Origin of the sequence: Alteraurantiacibacter aestuarii (genome assembly GCF_039523595.1) — a bacterium.
Classification (GTDB): Bacteria; Pseudomonadota; Alphaproteobacteria; order Sphingomonadales; family Sphingomonadaceae; genus Alteraurantiacibacter; species Alteraurantiacibacter aestuarii.
On record NZ_BAAAFP010000002.1, the window covers coordinates 1824833 to 1842353 of the forward strand.

20 protein-coding genes are annotated in these 17521 nt (G+C 62.7%); 9 read left to right on the top strand and 11 right to left on the bottom strand.

Going from position 1 to position 17521, the window contains the following annotated elements; genetic code table 11:
• Positions 1–37: 37 nt before the first annotated feature.
• From ABDZ98_RS12335 to ABDZ98_RS12360, 6 genes are all read right to left on the bottom strand, one after another.
• Positions 38–733 (bottom strand): aspartate/glutamate racemase family protein, encoded by a 696-nt coding sequence (locus ABDZ98_RS12335; RefSeq protein WP_343808404.1) that lies wholly within the window; start codon positions 731–733, stop codon positions 38–40.
• Between the two features lie 142 nt (positions 734–875).
• Complete coding sequence (locus ABDZ98_RS12340; RefSeq protein WP_425543043.1) at positions 876–2330, bottom strand: NAD(P)(+) transhydrogenase (Re/Si-specific) subunit beta; 1455 nt, start codon at positions 2328–2330, stop codon at positions 876–878.
• Positions 2327–2611: an NAD(P) transhydrogenase subunit alpha part 2 gene (locus ABDZ98_RS12345; protein ID WP_343808406.1), complete on the bottom strand. Its 285-nt coding sequence runs from the start codon at positions 2609–2611 to the stop codon at positions 2327–2329. The genes ABDZ98_RS12340 and ABDZ98_RS12345 overlap by 4 nt, the downstream gene beginning before the upstream one ends.
• A gap of 5 nt (positions 2612–2616) precedes the next feature.
• On the bottom strand, positions 2617–3126 hold the full coding sequence (locus tag ABDZ98_RS12350) for a VOC family protein (protein ID WP_343808409.1): 510 nt from the start codon (positions 3124–3126) through the stop codon (positions 2617–2619).
• Complete coding sequence (locus ABDZ98_RS12355) at positions 3123–4253, bottom strand: NAD(P) transhydrogenase subunit alpha (protein ID WP_343808411.1); 1131 nt, start codon at positions 4251–4253, stop codon at positions 3123–3125. The genes ABDZ98_RS12350 and ABDZ98_RS12355 overlap by 4 nt, the downstream gene beginning before the upstream one ends.
• Before the next feature lie 10 nt (positions 4254–4263).
• A complete protein-coding gene (locus ABDZ98_RS12360; protein ID WP_343808414.1) occupies positions 4264–4386 on the bottom strand; it encodes an aa3-type cytochrome c oxidase subunit IV in 123 nt (40 codons plus the stop codon).
• Positions 4387–4545: 159 nt separating this feature from the next.
• On the opposite strand from ABDZ98_RS12360, the gene ABDZ98_RS12365 reads away from it, so the two are divergent.
• The gene (locus tag ABDZ98_RS12365; protein ID WP_343808963.1) at positions 4546–5964 is read left to right on the top strand and encodes a sigma-54-dependent transcriptional regulator; all 1419 of its coding nucleotides are present in this window, start codon (positions 4546–4548) and stop codon (positions 5962–5964) included.
• A gap of 87 nt (positions 5965–6051) precedes the next feature.
• Here the strand turns inward: ABDZ98_RS12365 and folP are convergent, their stop codons facing one another.
• Both folP and ABDZ98_RS12375 read right to left on the bottom strand, forming a co-directional pair.
• A complete protein-coding gene (gene folP / locus ABDZ98_RS12370; protein ID WP_343808965.1) occupies positions 6052–7164 on the bottom strand; it encodes a dihydropteroate synthase in 1113 nt (370 codons plus the stop codon).
• Positions 7161–8309 (bottom strand): site-specific DNA-methyltransferase, encoded by a 1149-nt coding sequence (locus tag ABDZ98_RS12375; RefSeq protein ID WP_343808417.1) that lies wholly within the window; start codon positions 8307–8309, stop codon positions 7161–7163. Before ABDZ98_RS12375 ends, folP begins: the two co-directional genes overlap by 4 nt.
• A 272-nt stretch (positions 8310–8581) precedes the next feature.
• Here ABDZ98_RS12375 and ABDZ98_RS12380 point away from each other — a divergent pair, with 272 nt between their 5' ends.
• On the top strand, positions 8582–9277 hold the full coding sequence (locus ABDZ98_RS12380) for a sulfotransferase family protein (RefSeq protein WP_343808420.1): 696 nt from the start codon (positions 8582–8584) through the stop codon (positions 9275–9277).
• Here ABDZ98_RS12380 and ABDZ98_RS12385 read toward each other — a convergent pair.
• Together ABDZ98_RS12385 and ABDZ98_RS12390 are read right to left on the bottom strand one after the other, a co-directional pair.
• The gene (locus tag ABDZ98_RS12385; RefSeq protein WP_343808423.1) at positions 9274–10185 is read right to left on the bottom strand and encodes an oxidoreductase; all 912 of its coding nucleotides are present in this window, start codon (positions 10183–10185) and stop codon (positions 9274–9276) included. The genes ABDZ98_RS12380 and ABDZ98_RS12385 overlap by 4 nt on opposite strands.
• Positions 10182–10820, bottom strand: a complete 639-nt coding sequence (locus ABDZ98_RS12390; protein WP_343808426.1) for a ribonuclease HII — start codon at positions 10818–10820, stop codon at positions 10182–10184. The genes ABDZ98_RS12385 and ABDZ98_RS12390 overlap by 4 nt, the downstream gene beginning before the upstream one ends.
• Between ABDZ98_RS12390 and ABDZ98_RS12395 the strand changes: the two genes are divergently transcribed.
• From ABDZ98_RS12395 to ABDZ98_RS12420, 6 genes are all read left to right on the top strand, one after another.
• A complete protein-coding gene (locus ABDZ98_RS12395) occupies positions 10819–12012 on the top strand; it encodes a PQQ-dependent sugar dehydrogenase (protein WP_343808429.1) in 1194 nt (397 codons plus the stop codon). The two genes, ABDZ98_RS12390 and ABDZ98_RS12395, sit on opposite strands and share 2 nt — an antisense overlap.
• A gap of 69 nt (positions 12013–12081) precedes the next feature.
• A complete protein-coding gene (locus ABDZ98_RS12400) occupies positions 12082–12600 on the top strand; it encodes a GNAT family N-acetyltransferase (RefSeq protein ID WP_343808432.1) in 519 nt (172 codons plus the stop codon).
• Between the two features lie 23 nt (positions 12601–12623).
• Positions 12624–13217: a DUF1285 domain-containing protein gene (locus tag ABDZ98_RS12405; RefSeq protein ID WP_343808435.1), complete on the top strand. Its 594-nt coding sequence runs from the start codon at positions 12624–12626 to the stop codon at positions 13215–13217.
• Complete coding sequence (locus ABDZ98_RS12410) at positions 13214–13813, top strand: CoA pyrophosphatase (protein ID WP_343808438.1); 600 nt, start codon at positions 13214–13216, stop codon at positions 13811–13813. Before ABDZ98_RS12405 ends, ABDZ98_RS12410 begins: the two co-directional genes overlap by 4 nt.
• Before the next feature lie 7 nt (positions 13814–13820).
• Complete coding sequence (locus tag ABDZ98_RS12415; RefSeq protein ID WP_343808441.1) at positions 13821–15005, top strand: CCA tRNA nucleotidyltransferase; 1185 nt, start codon at positions 13821–13823, stop codon at positions 15003–15005.
• Between the two features lie 237 nt (positions 15006–15242).
• The gene (locus ABDZ98_RS12420) at positions 15243–16628 is read left to right on the top strand and encodes a DEAD/DEAH box helicase (RefSeq protein ID WP_343808444.1); all 1386 of its coding nucleotides are present in this window, start codon (positions 15243–15245) and stop codon (positions 16626–16628) included.
• A gap of 13 nt (positions 16629–16641) precedes the next feature.
• Here ABDZ98_RS12420 and ABDZ98_RS12425 read toward each other — a convergent pair whose 3' ends face one another.
• Complete coding sequence (locus tag ABDZ98_RS12425) at positions 16642–16926, bottom strand: hypothetical protein (RefSeq protein ID WP_343808447.1); 285 nt, start codon at positions 16924–16926, stop codon at positions 16642–16644.
• 42 nt (positions 16927–16968) lie between these two features.
• Here ABDZ98_RS12425 and ABDZ98_RS12430 point away from each other — a divergent pair, with 42 nt between their 5' ends.
• Entirely contained in the window at positions 16969–17493 is a 525-nt protein-coding gene (locus ABDZ98_RS12430) for a hypothetical protein (RefSeq protein WP_343808450.1), read from the top strand.
• The last annotated feature ends 28 nt before the right edge of the window (positions 17494–17521 follow it).

The following is a 17521-nucleotide window of genomic DNA, read 5'->3' on the forward strand; positions in this document are numbered from 1 at the left end:
AACGGGAACACTTGACGAACAGCGATTTGAGGCGGGCCTAATCCTCGCCCAGGATCCATTCGGCGCCGCGCTGGGCATGGATGCGCGTGCTGTCATAGATTGGCAGTACATTGGCATCCACGTCCACCACCTGCTCCAGCTCGGTTGCGGCAAGCACGATGGCCTGCGCCCCTTCCTGTGCCTGTTCGGTAATGATGGTCTTGAACACGCGTTCGGCATTGCGGGTGGCGCGCCCGACGATCAGGTCATCATAGATGATCCGGTCAATCGCCTCCATACTGTCCATGTCGGGCGGCAGCAGGTCCACGCCGTGGCTGACCAGCCGGCGGCGATAGAAACCGCCGGTCATGACATTGCGCGTGCCGATCAGCGCCGCCTTCTTCACCCCGTCCGCCGCCATGCGCTCCCCGACGCATTCGGCAATGTGGAGCATGGGGATGGAAATCTCCGCCTCGATCTCGCGATAGACGCGGTGCATCGAATTGGCGCCGATCATGAGCATGCCCGCGCCAGCCTGTTCCAGCCTCTTGGCAGATGCGATCAGAATGGCCGCAGCCGCTTCCCAGTCCTGATCGGTATCGAGCCGGTAAAGCTGCGAGAAATCAAGACTTTCAATGAGCATGGGCGCGCTGGCCTGCGACCCCTTGTGCTTTTGCACATGGCGGTTGATCTGTTCGTAATAGCTTCGGGTAGAGACCCAGCTCATCCCCCCGATCATCCCCAGTTTACGCAAGATAATGCCCTCTGTTCGTCAATTTTCGGCCCATTTTCCGCCGATTTTACCCCGGCCTGATGCAGAGCATACAGCACCTTGCGGATGAACGGGCGGTTAGCTCATCCGGTTCCCACGCTGGAAAGCATGAATTCGCGCTCGCCTAGTGGTCGAGCGCCTTGTTGATTTCCTCGACCATTTTCTTGGCATCGGCCAGCAGCATCATGGTCTGATCCATGTAGAACACGTCATTGTCCACCCCGGCATAGCCCACGCCGCCCATGCTGCGCTTGATGAAGAATACCTGCTTGGCCTTGTCCACATCGAACACCGGCATGCCGTAGATCGGGCTGGTCTTGTCGGTCTTGGCGGCAGGATTGACCACGTCATTGGCGCCGATGATGAAGGCCACGTCGCACTGGGCGAATTCGGAATTGATATCCTCCAGCTCGAACACTTCATCATAAGGCACATTGGCTTCGGCCAGCAGCACGTTCATGTGCCCGGGCATGCGGCCAGCCACCGGGTGGATGGCGTATTTGACGTTGACGCCTTCCTTCTTCAGCAGATCGCCCATTTCACGCAAGGCATGCTGTGCCTGCGCCACCGCCATGCCATAGCCCGGAATGATGATGACGTTTTCTGCCTGCTTGAGCATGAAGGCGGCATCATCCGCGCTGCCCTGCTTGTAGGGCCGCTGTTCGCGCGCTTCGCCGCCGCCAGTATCAGCCGCCGCGCCAAAGCCGCCCGCGATCACGCTGATGAAGCTGCGGTTCATCGCCTTGCACATGATGTAGGACAGGATCGCGCCGGAGGAGCCGACCAGAGCGCCGGTGATGATCATCGCCGTATTGCCCAGCGTGAAGCCCATCGCCGCCGCCGCCCAGCCGGAGTAGCTGTTGAGCATCGAGACGACCACCGGCATGTCCGCCCCGCCAATGGGGATGATCAGCAGGAAGCCGATGATGAAGGCGGCGGCCAGAATGGCCCAGAACAGCCATCCCTCACCCGCTGCGCCTTCGGGCGACACGGCGTAAAGCGCGGTCATGCCCAGGATCGCCACCAGCGTGCCCAGATTGATCACATGGCGAGCCGGCAGCATGATCGGTGCGCCGGACATATTGCCGTTCAGCTTGGCAAAGGCGATGACCGAGCCGGAGAAGGTGATCGCACCGATCGCCGCACCCAGCGACAGCTCCACCCGGCTGACAGTCAATATCTGTCCGGCAGCATCAAGAATACCAAAGGCATCGGGATTGAGGAAAGCAGCAGCAGCCACCAGCACTGCGGCCAGGCCTACCAGCGAGTGAAACGCTGCCACCAGCTGCGGCATGTCCGTCATCGCTATGCGTCGGGCGATGGTGAAGCCGACAATACCGCCCAGCAGGATCGCGGTGCCGATCTCGCCGATATTGGCGATGTCATGCGTGACCAACGTGGTCACCATGGCGATCAGCATGCCGGCCATGCCATAGCGGTTGCCCGCGCGGCTGGTGGTCGGGTGCGAAAGACCACGTAGAGCCAGGATGAACAACACGCCCGAAACCAGATAGGCCAGCGCGGCGAAGGGATTTACGGCGCCATGTGCGGTGCCTGATGCGAGGAAGGAGAGCATCATTTCTTCTCCTTCTTCTTGTACATCGCCAGCATCCGTTCTGTGACTGCAAAGCCGCCGAAGATGTTGACGCTCGCCAGCACCACGCCCGCAAGGCCCAGCCATTTGGCCACGGCACTGCCAGCTTCAGCCGAAGCAATCAGCGCACCCACGATAATCACCGAGGAAATGGCGTTGGTCACCGCCATCAACGGCGTGTGCAGCGCCGGGGTGACCGACCAGACGACGTAATAGCCCACAAAGCAGGCCATCACGAAGATCGAGAGGATTGAAATGAAGTCCATGCGGCCTACTCGTCCATCACCTGAACGAGCTCGATCAGATTACCCTCCGGATCGATCACGAACATGACCTTGATGCCGAGCGCGGCGGTAAGGTCGGTAATATCGACATCGGGCGTTACGCCCTTGGCCAGAAGCTGGGCCTTGGTCGCCTCGATATCGGCAACTTCCATCATCAGCTGGCCGGGGCCGCGCACCTCAAGATGGGCCGGAGGGGCGCCGCGTTCCGGGCCGGGTTGCGAATTGGCCATGCGGACCAGTTCGATGCCCTGCGTGCCATTCTTCAGCCAGCGGAAATGCATCGCATCGCCTAGCGGCGCGTCCTTCACCACCTCGAAATCGAGCACGTCGACATAGAAGGCGGTCACCGCCTCCATGTCCGCGACAGAGAGAGCCATCATGAAATGGTTGAGTTCAATTTTGGGCTCGGCGGCGGCGTATTCAGGGGCCTGAGCCTGCGCGCCGGTTGCGACGCTCAGCGCGCCTGCCAGCGCAATTGCGAAAACTGCCTTGTTCATGCTTTAAGCCTTTCATTCACAATTTCGCCGCCGCGCGTCAGCCGCACGGCATCGCCGATTTCTTCATCCAGCACCGGCCTGCCCGCTTCCTTGTCCCAGAACGCGGAAAGGAAGTTGAACAGGTTGCGGCTGAACAGGGCAGAGGTATCCGCCGCCATATGTGCGGGCGTGTTGGAATAGCCCATGATAGTGACGCCGTGGCGGACCACGATTTCATCGGGCTTGCTGCCTTCGACATTGCCACCTTGCGCCACGGCCAGATCGAAGATCACACTGCCCGGCCGCATGGTGGCGATCTGCGCGTCCGTGATCAGCCTTGGTGCCGCTCTGCCCGGGATCAGCGCCGTTGTGATGACGATATCCTGCCTGGCAATATGGGCGGAGACCAGATCGGCCTGCGCCTTTTGGTATTCTTCCGACATTTCAGTGGCATAGCCGCCTGCGCCTTCACCCTCGATCCCCTCGACAGTCTCGACGAAGATCGGCTTGGCACCCAGCGACATGATCTGCTCCTTGGTGGCAGAGCGCACATCGGTGGCGGAAACCTGCGCGCCCAGACGGCGCGCGGTGGCAATCGCCTGCAGCCCGGCAACGCCCACGCCCATGATGAAGGCTCTGGCAGCAGAAACCGTGCCCGCCGCCGTCATCATCATCGGGAAAGCGCGGCCATATTGATCCGCTGCGGCCAGCACGGCCTTGTAACCTGACAGGTTGGACTGGCTGGAGAGCACATCCATGCTCTGCGCACGGGTGATGCGCGGCATGAATTCCATCGACAGCGCTTCCAGACCGGCCCTGGCATAGGCGTCGACGCGGTCCTTATGCCCGAAGGGATCGAAGGTTGCCGCCACCCATGCACCTGATTTCGCGCCAGAAAGTGCCGCAACATCGGGCGCCTGCACGCCCAGGATGATCTCGGCACCGGCAACTGCTTCATCGGCGCTCAGAACCTGCGCGCCAGCGTCGCGGTAGTCCTGATCGGAAATGCTCGCGCCTTCCCCGGCACCGGATTCCACTGCGAAACTTGCGCCCAGAGCGATGAATTTCTTCACCGTTTCAGGCGTTGCGGCAACACGTGTTTCCCCGGCGGCACGCTCTTTCAGAACCGCAATGCGTAGACCCCCCATCCCGTCTGGCTCAGGAAATGATCAGGAGGACGAAGAATACCAGAATGGCGATCAGCGGGATCGTCCATTTGAGCAGGGAAATGAAGCCACCATAGGTTTTTTCAGCTGCTTTGAGGTCTTGGGAATCGGCCATTGTCTTGTCTTGTCCCTTGTGGATCGGTGAATCTGTTGATGCCTGCTCTATCTCCCTGCAGCAAAGCACTCAAGTGCCCTCCTTAATCGGCTCTTTACCCGCCGCTGTTATACCCGCCTTCGCACCATTGAAGTGGTGCCCATAATGAAGTGGGGAAAGATGGCCGAACCCGAACAGCGCCTGTTGATGCTGATCGACGATGAACCGGCACAAAGCCGGCTGATCACAGCGCTCGCCGCGCGTGAAGGCTGGCGCGTGCTTGTCGTGGACGAAGCCGAGAAGGCCATCGCCACGCTGGGTACGCGGCAGGGCATGCAATTATCCGCCATTATCCTGGACCAATGGGTCCCGGGCGACAGGGCATGCGAGTTGATTGCAGAGCTGAAGGAGCGCCGCCCGGCCATGCCGGTGCTGATGCTGACCGCCAGCACATCTCCGCTGCTGGCCGTGGAAGCCATGCGCGCCGGTGCCACCGATTATCTGGTCAAGCCGGTTGCGCCCGAACGCCTGATGCAGGCGCTGCGCAATGCCACCACCCGCGAATCCCCGCGTGATGAGCTGACCCCGCTGACCGAGAAAATGCCCGCCACGCTCGATTTCGATGCGATGGTGGGAACCGCGCCGCCTTTCCGCGATGCTCTGGCCAAGGCGGCCAAGGCTGCGCGCGGTCACGGGCCTTTGCTGATCGAGGGCGAAAGCGGCACCGGCAAGGAAATGCTGGTGCGCGCCATGCAGGCCGCATCGCCGCGCGCCAAGGCTCCGTTCCGCATGATCAATATTGGCGGAATTCCCGCCAGCTCGCTCGAATCGCTGATGTTCGGCCACGAGAAGGGCGCCTTTGCCGGTGCCTTCGATCGCCAGGTTGGCGCGTTGCAGAATTGCGACGGCGGCACTCTGGTGCTGGACGAGGTGGACCGCCTGTCAATCGATCTGCAGGACCGCCTGGCCGAAGCGCTGCAAACCGGTCAGGTCCGTCCCATCGGGGCAAGGCATTCGTTCAAGGTCGATGTGCGCGTGATCTCTGCCAGCAACCTGCCCTTGGCAGACCTTGTGGCGACAGGCCATTTCCGCGCCGAGCTGTTCGAAACCATCTCGCGCACCACCATCACCTTGCCTCCGCTGCGGGATCGCAATGGCGATATCACCGCGCTGACCCGCCATTTTCTGGCCCGCATCGCCGAACAGCCGGGCCTGCGGCAAATGGGCATTACCGACGGGGCGCTCAACCTGCTCGCCGCATTCGACTGGCCGGGCAATGTCCGGCAGTTGCAGGCCGTGCTGTTCCGCGCCGCCGTTTTTTGCGACGGCGATGCGCTGACGGCGCAGGATTTCCCGCAGTTGAGCCAGATCCTGGGCGATATGACCGGCGCCACCCAATCGGTGTCCGAAGCGGCAGGCGTGCAGCTGTATTCCGACGACGGCAATCTGCGCCCGCTGGAAGATATCGAGGCCGACGTGATCCGCCTCGCCATTGGTCACTACCGTGGCCGCATGACCGAAGTGGCCCGGCGGCTTGGGATTGGCCGCTCCACGCTTTATCGCAAACTCAGCGACCTGGGAATCGACAACGCGGCGTGATTTGATCTCGCGGCCAAAGGCCTCCGATGGGGCGGCCTGACGGCCGACGCGCGTTTGCGCTTGCGAACCCCAAAGGGTTCGTTTGACCTAGTCGCCCAAACCGCTGAAATCGGTCAGGGCGGCATCGCGCAGGCCGCGCCAGACATTGCGCGCCTGCACGGTTTCAAACACGTCATGCACGCGCAGCAGGTGATAGCCCGCGTTCATCCCCAGCAGCGCCAGCGCGATTGACCCGCCCAGACGTTCATGCGCGCCCGCTTCGTTCGACAATGCGCCGATCATGCGCTTGCGGCTGGCCCCCAGCAGCAGCGGCTGGCCCAGGGCGTGGAACAGCGGCAGCGCATTCAGCAGCGTGAGATTATCCGCCAGCGACTTGCCAAAGCCAATGCCCGGATCGAGCACGATATTGGCACGGTCTATTCCGCCCGCGATGGCCCGGTCGCGCGCATCGCGCAGCCAGTCAAACACATCGAACGCAACGGCTGAGTAGCCCGCGCTCTCGTGCAGGTTCTCGCCCTCACCCGGCGCATGCATCAGTATCACTGGCCTGCCGGTCGAGGCGGCAAATTCAAGGCTGCGCGGATCGTGGCGCAGCGCAGAGACATCGTTGATGATGTGCGCGCCCGCTTCCAGCGCCGCCTCCATCACGCCGGGCCGCCGCGTATCCACGCTGACCGCCGCGCCCATGGCCGCGCAATAATCGATGGCCGGGATCACGCGCTTGATCTCGTCGCCTTCCCACACCACCGCCGCGCCGGGCCGCGTGCTTTCGCCGCCAATATCGATGATTGCCGCGCCAGCCTCGTGCATGGACGATGCCTGATCCTGCATCGCGCCATCATCATCCATGAACTTGCCGCCATCGGAAAAACTGTCCGGCGTGACGTTGAGAATGCCCATCACCTGCGGCTGGTCGAGGCGGATCGTGCGCTCCCCGCATTGCAGCGGGGCGTGCGTCATGGAAAGGTTGGTCCATTGTGCGGCGGCTTCTTCGGCGAGGTCCGCCGGTAGGCCCGAGAGGACATCCGCCATGCCCGCCTTGGTGACAAGATGACGCTGTGCCACCTCGCCATCGCGGCGCAGGGTCACCGCGAATTCGCGGGCATAGACCATCGATCCGCCCAGCCGCACGGCATCGCCATCAACGCTTTGCGGCGAACCGGCCAGCGTGATCGGCTGGATGTAGATGCGGCCCATCAGTCCTCTACGGCGAGCAGGTAAAGCTGGCGCATGGCGTCAACCGGCTCAATCTTGCCGGCCTTCTCCATATGCCAGAAGGTCCAGCCATTGCAGCTGGGCGCATCCTGCAAGGTCTTGCCGACATGGTGGATGGAACCGCTGATATCGCCGCAGGAAATCGATCCATCGGCGCAGACGCTGGCAGTCCAGCGGCGCTGCTTGTCGAACAGCTTTGTGCCCGGTGGCAGCAGACCGGCCTCGACAATGGCGCCAAAGGCAACGCGCGGCTGGGCCTTGCGGCTCTGCATCGTCACCAGTGCGCTTTCGTCCAGCGGCAATTCCTTCTCGATGCGGCTGGTGGCGACCTTGCGATAGGTTTCCTCGCGCTCGCAGCCGATCCAGTCGCGGCCAAGGCGCTTGGCCACCGCGCCCGTAGTGCCGGTGCCGAAGAACGGATCGAGCACCACGTCGCCCGCCTCGGTAGTGGCCAGCAGAACGCGGTAGAGCAGGGCTTCGGGCTTTTGCGTGGGATGCGCCTTGTGGCCGGCGTCATCCTTCAACCGTTCCCCGCCCGCGCAGATCGGCAGCACCCAGTCGGAGCGCATCTGCAATTCGTCATTCAGAGTCTTCATGGCGCGGTAGTTGAAGTGGTATTTCGCCTTCTCCCCCTGCGAACACCACAGCAATGTCTCATGCGCATTGGTGAAGCGCGTGCCGCGGAAATTGGGCATGGGGTTGGTCTTGCGCCAGACGATATCGTTGAGGATCCAGAAACCCAGGTCCTGCAGGATCGTGCCGACGCGGTAGATGTTGTGATAGCTGCCGATCACCCACAGCGCGCCATCGGGCTTGAGCACCCGGCGCGCTTCAGTCAGCCAGTCACGCGTGAACTTGTCATAGATGGCGAAGCTGTCGAACTGGTCCCAGTGATCGGTCACGGCATCGACATGGCTGCCATCGGGGCGGTTGAGATCGCCGCCAAGCTGGAGGTTATAGGGCGGATCGGCAAAGATCAGGTCGACACTGTCCGTCGGCAGCCCGCGCATGGCCTCCACGCAGTCTCCCGAAAGAATGCGGCCAAGCGGAAGGTCGGCCTTATCGACCGCCTTTTTCACCGTCTTCACTTTAACAGGCGCGGCGGCCCGAACCTTGGTCAACTCACCCATGAACACTCTGCCCCCTGACTTATCCACAGGGTGAGTCCTTGGAGTCCTCAGGTCAAGCAGCGATTTGCAAACCCGGCGTGCGCCCGCCGCGATCTTGAGGGAGAACGAAAAGAGTCCGGCACAAGATGTTGAGTCTCCACGCCCTTTGCAGACTCGACATGATGGGGTGTGACCCCAAGGACTCGCCCCGGAACAAAGGCCTTGTTGTCGCCCCGACTATACCGCATTCTTGCGCTCACGGCAGCTTGCTGCTGTTGCTGGGGGGATAACACATGGCACTGAAAGTGATCGGCGCGGGCCTTGGCCGCACGGCGACCTTCTCACTCAAATTCGCGCTGGAACACATTGGCCTGGGGCCGTGCTTCCACATGTCCGAAGTGTTCGCCGCTGCGCGCCGCAATGTCCCGCTGTGGCTGGATGTGGCCGCGGGCAAGCCGGATTGGGAGACTGTGTTCGATGGCTTTCAGTCCACCACCGATTATCCAGCCTGCACCTATTGGCGCGAACTGGCGGACTATTATCCCGATGCCAAGGTGGTGCTGACCACGCGCGATGCCAACAGCTGGTTTGATTCCGTCAGTGAGACGATCTTTTCCGAACGGATGCAGGGATCGCTGCGCGGCACGCCGCAGGAAAAGATGATGCAGGGTGCCGTCTATGCCCCGTTCGGTGACAAAATTGCCAACCGCGCTTTCATGACCGACTGGTTCGAACGCCGCAATCAGGAGGTGATCGACATGCTGCCGCCAGAGCGCCTGCTGGTGTTCCATCCCAAACAGGGGTGGGAGCCGCTGTGCGATTTCCTAGGCGTAGCAGTGCCCGATGCACCCTTCCCGCGCGTCAACAGCCGGGACGAACTGGGCGAGGCAGCGGATGAACAGGGCGGCCTTCCGCCAGACCCGGAGACGATGGAGACATTCGCCCGCGCCTATATTGACGAGCTGAAGATCAAGGCCTTCGCGGCCTAGGGTGCCGGGACTGGCAGCAATTCCGGGTCAACCCCGGTCAGTTCGACCGACACATCCCACAGGCGCCTGGCGGCGTGCTGATCCTTCGCATTGGCGGAAATGGCCGCGCGGCCTGAGTTTCCGCGCATTTCCCTGAATCCCTGCGGGCCAAAGTAATCGCCGGACTGCGCCGCAGGATCGCAGGCGGCCTGCAAGGTCGGGAAAGCCCCCTGCTCCGCCGTGTTGAACATCATCGATGCCATGCGGAACAGCAGGCCCAGCATCGCAGAATCGCGGCCCAGACCAGTGCCGGAAATACCCGGATGGCAGGCAATTGCGGCAAGCGGTGAGCGGGCACCTCTCAGCCGCCGATCAAGCTCAGCCATGAACAGCAGGTTCGCCAGCTTGCTCTGCGCGTAGAACCGCATTGAGGAATAGCCGCGCGCGCCGTCCAGATTGTCAAAATCGATCCTGCCGCGCCGGTGGGCAATGCTGGCCACGCTCACCACGCGCGGATCGCGTCCCTGCGCCAGCCTGGGCAGCAACAGGCCGGTCAGCGCGAAATGACCGAGGTGGTTGATGCCCAGTTGCCGTTCAAAACCATCCACCGTGCGGCCCAGCGGCGGCATCATGATCCCGGCATTGTTGATCAGCACGTCGACAGCATCGATCGCAGACGCCGCCTTGCGAATGGACGAAAGGTCCGCCAGATCGACCTGCACCACTCCAATCTGCGCCGCCGGATGATCAGCAAGGATAGCCTTGCCCGCCGCCTCCCCGCGCCCGGTATCGCGGCAGCCGAGCAACACATGGGCACCCTTGCCCGCCAGCATGCGCGCGGCATGGAAACCAATCCCGCTGTTGGCACCTGTTATCAGGAATCGCCGCCCTGCCTGATCGGGAACCTCAGCGGAGGTGAAACCGGTCACAGGAGCATCTCAAGCTGGGCTACCGGAGCAAAGCTGCGGCGGTGGAGCGGGGTTGGGCCGTATGCTCGCAAAGCGTCCAGATGGTCCTTCGTGCCATAGCCCTTGTTGCGCTCCCAGCCATAATGGGGCCAGGTTTCGGCCGCCTGGCACATCAGGCGGTCACGGTACTCCTTGGCCAGGATCGAGGCGGCACCAATCGATGCTTCCTTGCCATCACCGCCCACAATGGCGCGGGCGGGCCAGCGCCAGTCCGCATGCCGCCCCTGCGGCGTGAGATTGCCGTCGATCAGCGCCAGTTCCAGCTCTTGCCCCAGCGCATCGCACAGGCGCTCCATCGCCCGCGTCATGGCCAGCATGGTGGCGGCAAAGATGTTGATCCGGTCAATCTCCGCCGGTTCCACCATGCCGATGCCAAAGGCGCAGCTGGCGCGGATTTCCGCTTCCAGCCGGGCGCGAGTGTTCGCGGTGAGTTTCTTGGAATCGCCTATGCCCTTTGGTCCCGGCTTGCATAGCAGCACGGCAGCCGCCACTACTGGCCCAGCCAATGGCCCGCGTCCCGCCTCGTCCACTCCGGCCACGAGGGTATCCGGGGCCAGAAGGGCGCAAAAATCGCGAGTGGGAGTTCCCGAGAGCATGAACAAATCGATCCTGTCTTACGCCTTATTCCCTGCCACTCTGGCGCTCGCAAGCTGCAGCGCCGCATCGCCGGGGGATAGCGTTGTCTCCACCCCTGCCAACGGTATCGTGGGCGGTGAACCCTTCGCGCTTGAAGGCGACATGCCGTTCAATGCCACCAGCCACGGTACATTCAACGAAGGCTGGGCGCTGGCGGTTGAGCCGGGCACGGGCAATCTCTTCATCACCGAGAAGGGCGGCACGGCAAAGTTCTACAACCCTGTCAGCGGCACAACTCTGGACATCTCCGGCATGCCCGAAGTGGCTTACGGCGGTCAGGGCGGCCTGGGCGACGTGGCTTTCGCGCCAGATTACGCCACCAGCGGCACGGTTTACCTGACCTGGGCCAAGGCGGCAGAGGGCGATGCACGGCGCGCCGTGGCGGCCCGGGGCCAGTTCTCCTGCGACGCTCAGGCGTGCGCCGTAACCGGCCTGACGCAGATCTGGCAGCAGGAACCGGCGATCGACAGCCCCGGCCACTTCAGCCACAAGCTGGCCTTCTCTCCCGATGGGCAGCACCTGTTCATTTCCAGCGGTGAGCGCATGCAGGGGGAACCCGCGCAGGACATTTCCAACACATTGGGCACGGTGGTGCGGCTGAATCTTGATGGATCGCCCGCTGCGGGCAATCCGTTTGCCGGACAGGGCAGCCCGACCAACCAGATCTGGTCCTACGGCCACCGCAACATGCTGGGCCTGCAATTCGATACCAATGGCCAGCTTTGGGACCTTGAACACGGACCGCGCGGCGGGGATGAGATCAACAAGGTCACGCCGGGCAGCAATTATGGCTGGCCCACGCGTTCCAACGGCATCAATTACAACGGCGATCCCATTCCCGATCACTCGGCGGACGATGGTTTCACCAAGCCGGCAATCTACTGGACACCGGTGATCGCGCCGGGGGACTTCATCTTCTATGACGGGGACATGTTCCCGCAGTGGCGCGGCCAGGCGCTGATCGTCGCGCTTGCCACCACCTCTCTGGTGCGCGTTGCCACCAATGCCGCGGGCACCGGCACCGCCACGGAGGAGGCACGCTACACCTTCCCCAGCCGCCTGCGCGATATTGCCCAGGCCGCCGACGGATCGCTGTGGGTGCTGGAGGATGGCCCGCGCGGCAAGCTGTTGCACCTCACCGCCGCACAGTAGGCGCCCATAAAGAAGGTATCGGCTGAAACAATTGCATGGATGCGCGCGCCTCTCTATCGGCGCGCCTCCATGTCACTTGCAACTGCCAGCCTGATCCCCCTGTCCGGTGTCGATCCCGCGCTGGTCGAGCAATTGCTCGACCGCGCCTTCGGTCCTGATCGCCACAAGCGCACCGCTTACAAGGTGCGTGAGGGAACCCAGTGCCTGCCCGCGCTCAGCTTTGCCGCGCTGGATCAGGATGACATGCTGGTGGGCACCATTCAGGCCTTCCCTGTGGCGCTGACCGATCCCGCCGGTCGCCCGCATCCCATGCTGATGATCGGCCCGGTCGCCGTCTTGCCGGAACGGCAGGGCGAAGGCTTTGGCCGCGCGCTGATGGCGGCGCAGGCCGGCGCGCTGGACCCGGCGTCACCCCTGCCGCAAATGCTGATTGGCGATGCGGACTATTACGCCAGGTTCGGATTCAGCGCCGATCACACGGCAGGCTGGAAAATGCCCGGCCCGTGGGAGCCTGAGCGCCTGCTCGCCCGATCGCAAAACCCGGCGATATTGCCGCGTGAAGGCATGCTCGGCCCTTGGAAAGGCTGACCTTTGCTGCCATCTGATGGTGCATGCCCTATGATGCGCCGTCCCAGCTTGCCGAAATGTCGCTTGCCGAGATTGCGGCGGCAGTAGCAGCGCGCAAATTGCCTCCGCTGGATCGATGGGACCCGGCAGAAACCATCGACAGCCACATGCGCATTTCCGCCGATGGAAGCTGGTGGCACGATGGCAGGCCGATCACGCGCCCGGCGATGGTCCGCGCCTTTGCCTCCCTGCTGACACGCGATGCCGGCGCAGAGCATTTCCTGCTGACCCCGCAATGCCGCCAGCGCATCATCGTGGAAGACGCGGCATTCCTTGCGGTGGACTTGCAGGAGACGGATGGCGCGCTGGCCTTCCGCCTCAATACGGATGAGCTGGTGATAGCCGGACCACAGAACCGCCTTCGCGCCGAGGGCGATGTGGATTTGCCCGCGATCTATCTGGCGGTGCGCCACGGCTGCGAGGCGCGCATCAACCGGTCAACCTGGCTGCAACTGGTCGCGCTGGCACATGATGTGGACGGCGTGCCATGCGTTACCAGCCAGGGCGTCACCTTCCCGCTGGTTCCGCACCCGCTGGTTCCGCGCCCGCTGGTTCCGCGCCCGCTGGTTCCGCAATGAGCGAGCTGTTCGATCACATCGCCGATCATTTCGCGCGCGGTCACCAGCAAGAACTGGACGATCTGCACGATCACTCCCTCTTCGCCCCTGCAACCTTGCGGGAAGCTGCCGTACTGGTGGCGATCACGGAACGCAGCGAGCCCGGCGTGATCCTGACCCACAGGCCGCAGGACATGCGCCAGCATCCGGGGCAAGTCGCCTTTCCCGGCGGCAAACTCGATCCGGGCGAAGACGCCATTACCGCCGCCTTACGTGAGGCGGATGAGGAACTGGCCCTACCCTCTGCCCATGTCCGCGTCATCGGGCAGAGCGACCGCTTCGTCACCGGCACCGGCTATGACATCACCCCGGTAATCGGACTGGTCCCGCCGGACCTCGACCTGCGGCCCAACCCGCGCGAAGTGTCGCACTGGTTCGAGGCACCGCTCGGTTTTATCCTCGATCCCGCCAATCATGCGCACAAGTCGACCCTGTTCGACGGGCGGGAGAGGGACTACATTGAAATCATGTGGCAGGAACATCGGATCTGGGGCGTGACGGCGGCGATCATCGCCAATCTGTCGCGCAGGCTGGAAACGATGGGATTTTCTCGATGATTGCCCGATGACAGCACTGCCAAAAGCAGAATGGACGCAGCGAGAGGATCTCGCGCAGCTGGTCAAAGCCCTTGGAGAGGACACCATCCGCTGGGTTGGCGGCGCAGTGCGCGATACATTGCTCAGCCACCCGGTTGCCGATGTCGATGCCGCAACCACGCACCGGCCAGAGGAAGTCATCGCCCTGTGCGAGCAAGCGGGCATTCGCACCGTGCCTACCGGCATCGATCACGGCACCGTCACCGCCATTCTGCCCGGCGGCAATGTGGAAATCACCACTCTGCGCCATGATGTTTCCACCGATGGCCGCCGCGCCACCGTCTCCTATGCGCAGGACTGGAAGGACGATGCGGCGCGGCGCGATTTCACCATCAATGCGCTCTATGCCGATCCGGTCACGCTGGAGATTTTCGATTATTTCGGCGGCCTGCTGCATCTGGAGGAACGGCGCATCACCTTCATCGGCGATGCCCGCGAGCGCATTCGCGAGGATCATCTGCGCATCCTGCGCTATTTCCGCTTTCAGGCACGCTTCGGCTGCAAGGTGGATAATGAGGCGGAGGAAGCCTGCCAGGAGCTGGCCGAAACCCTCAAGGGCCTGAGCCGCGAACGCGTGGCGACGGAATTGCTCAACCTGCTGGCCCTGCCCGATCCGGTCCACGCGATCACCCGCATGTGCCATCTGGGCGTGCTCAAGGTGGTCCTTCCAGAAGCTGGCGATGCGCAGATCATGATGCTGGAAACATTGCTGGAAAACGAGGACTGCGCCGTGGCAGACATCGCGCCTTTCGCCCTGCGCCGCATGGCCGCACTGCTGCCAGCCGATCCCGAGGTGGCCGGATCGGTTGCATCGCGGCTCAAACTTTCGCGCGATCAGCGCACCTATCTCAAATGCGTTGCCCGGCGCAGCCAGAGCGATTGCGAGGACCCGCACGCACTGGCCTATGACGTGGGCCGCGATTGCGCGCGTGACCGCCTGTTGCTGCAATCGTGCGATCCTGCGCCCGTGCTCGATTGGGAAATTCCCCGCCTGCCGATGAAGGGCGGCGAGATCGTCCAGCGCGGCGTTTCCGCCGGACCCGAAGTCTCGCGCATCCTGCAGGCGGTTGAAAAACGCTGGGTCAGGGAAGGTTTTCCAGACCGTGCGCGCGTGGAGGAATTACTGGCCGAGGAACTCCCGCAGGATCAATAGCCAGACGTAATATCCTTGCTTGTTAACGAAACAGGATTATATGCCCCCCTCGACCGGCGCGAATAAGTCGCGTGGGTCGGTTGCGAGCGTGAGCCTGCCCATTTCCAACGGGGTGAGGTCCAGCACCGATTAACGGTCCCATTTGCCGATAAGCTTCCCGTGTCACGCTTGGGTCGCCTTGAGCGCCCAATATGCGCCCGGAATCCGATTCCGGACGTGTCACGATGAAAGTTTTTTATGTCCTATTTTTCAGAGCTCGGCCTTGCCGAGCCTATCCTGCGCGCACTCGAAGCGAAGGGGTATAGTGACCCCACGCCGATCCAGCGTCAGGCCATTCCCGCCCTTCTGGAAGGCCGCGACCTGCTGGGCATTGCCCAGACCGGCACCGGCAAGACGGCCGCCTTCGCGCTGCCTTCGCTTCACCGTCTGGCTGCCAATGGCGGCGAGTGCCCCAAGCGCTCGTGCCGCATGCTGGTGCTTTCACCCACGCGCGAACTGGCCGCCCAGATTGCCGACAACATGCGCAGCTATGCGCGCTTCCTCGACCTGTCGGTGCAGTGCGTGTTCGGCGGCGTGCCGATCAACAAGCAGATTTCCGGCCTCGCCCGCGGCACCGATGTGCTGGTGGCGACGCCGGGTCGTCTGCTCGACCTGATCGAACAGCGCTGTCTCAAGCTCGATCATGTGGAAATCTTCGTCCTCGACGAGGCCGACCAGATGATGGACCTTGGCTTCATCAAGCCGCTCACCCGCATTGCCGACATGCTGCCCAAGAAGCGCCAGAGCCTGTTCTTCTCGGCCACCATGCCCAATGAAATTGCCAAGCTGGGCGCCCGCTTCATCACCAATCCGGTGAAGGTGGAAGTCGATCCGCAGGCCACCACTGCCGAGAAGGTCGATCAGTATGTGACCTTTATCGAGCAGGGCGAAAAGCAGGCGCTGCTGACCCTTACCCTGCGCAAGGGTCTGGAAACCGGCGAGATTGAAAGCTGCCTGGTATTCACCCGCACCAAGCATGGCGCGGACAAGGTTGTGCGCCATCTGGTTGCAGCAGGCATCGAAGCTGCCGCCATCCACGGCAACAAGAGCCAGGCACAGCGCACGCGCGCACTGGACGGCTTCCGTTCAGGCCGCATCGCCGTTCTGGTGGCAACCGATATCGCTGCACGCGGCATTGACGTTCCCGGCGTTTCCGCGGTGTTCAACTTCGAAATCCCCAATGTGGCTGAACAATATGTCCACCGCATCGGCCGCACCGCGCGTGCCGGCCGCTCGGGTCTGGCGATCAGCTATGTCGCACCGGACGAGAAGCCTTACCTGCGTGACATCCAGAAGCTGACCGGCATCCAGTTCGGCACCGCGCCGCTGCCTGCCGATTTCGTGGACCAGGCCGCCCGCCTGCCCAAGCCTGCGCGCAAGGCAACGGGTGCCGAGTATTCCGAAGAGCGGCGTGAAGGCGGCGGCGGCGGCAATCGCCGTCAGCGCGGCAACAACCGTCCGCGCCGCAATCCCGATGCGTCAGTCAAGCCGCGCGGTGAAGGTGGCAATCGCGGCGGTCAAGGCCGAAGCGGTGGTGGCAACCGCCGCTCGCAAGGCGGCCGAAGCGCACAAGCTCCGCGCTGAAGCCTTCATAAAATCAAAGCAAAATGGCCGGGTGAGCAATCATCCGGCCATTTTGTGTCCGGTCCGATGCCGCCCAATCGCTGACCGAAACATCCCACCAGTTGCCCTTCGGGATCAGGCCGAACTCCCGTTTTCGGGCCAAAAAGGCTCGATTCAGGCCGTTTCGTGCATATTTCGTCCCGCCTTTGGGTTGCGTCCGGTCGGATCGGCCGATACCCAAGAGCCTGAGGGCAGTGCCCTGCTTTTCCAATTTTGTCGGCTCCGTGCCTGCTTTGCAGGGCCGGGAAGACATCACCATCGAGCACGAACTTACACACGAAGTTACAAGGGAATGGGTTTCATGAAATTTGCAAAGCTTTTCATCGCCGCCGCGGCACTGGCTGCCGCACCGGTTGTCGTCCACGCACAGGCTGCCGAAGTTGATCTGAGCGTTGGCGCAACGGTAATCGGCAATGACGGCAATGCCGTTGGTTCGATCATTTCCAATGACGGCACCACCGTGGTCATCGATACCGGCATGCACCAGGTTCCCCTGGGTGCGGACTCTTTCGGTCAGGGTGAAACCGGACCGACGATCAACATCACCAAGACTGCGCTGGACGAAATGGTCTCCGCCCAGCTGGCAGAAGCCAGCGCCGCACTGGAAGCTGCGCTGACCGTTGGCGCACCGGTAATCACCTATGATGCGCAAGAACTGGGCATGATTGACGAGATCGACGGCAGCAATGTGATCGTGAAGGCAGCGGACGAGCAGCTCGTCACCCTGCCGCTCGACATGCTGGCGCTGGATGCCAATGGCCAGATCATGGCGCTGGCCAATCTGGCCGATATCCAGGCCGCTCTCGAAGCGCAGGCCGGCGGCTGATCCCCGGCTTCACCGAATAACAAAGGGG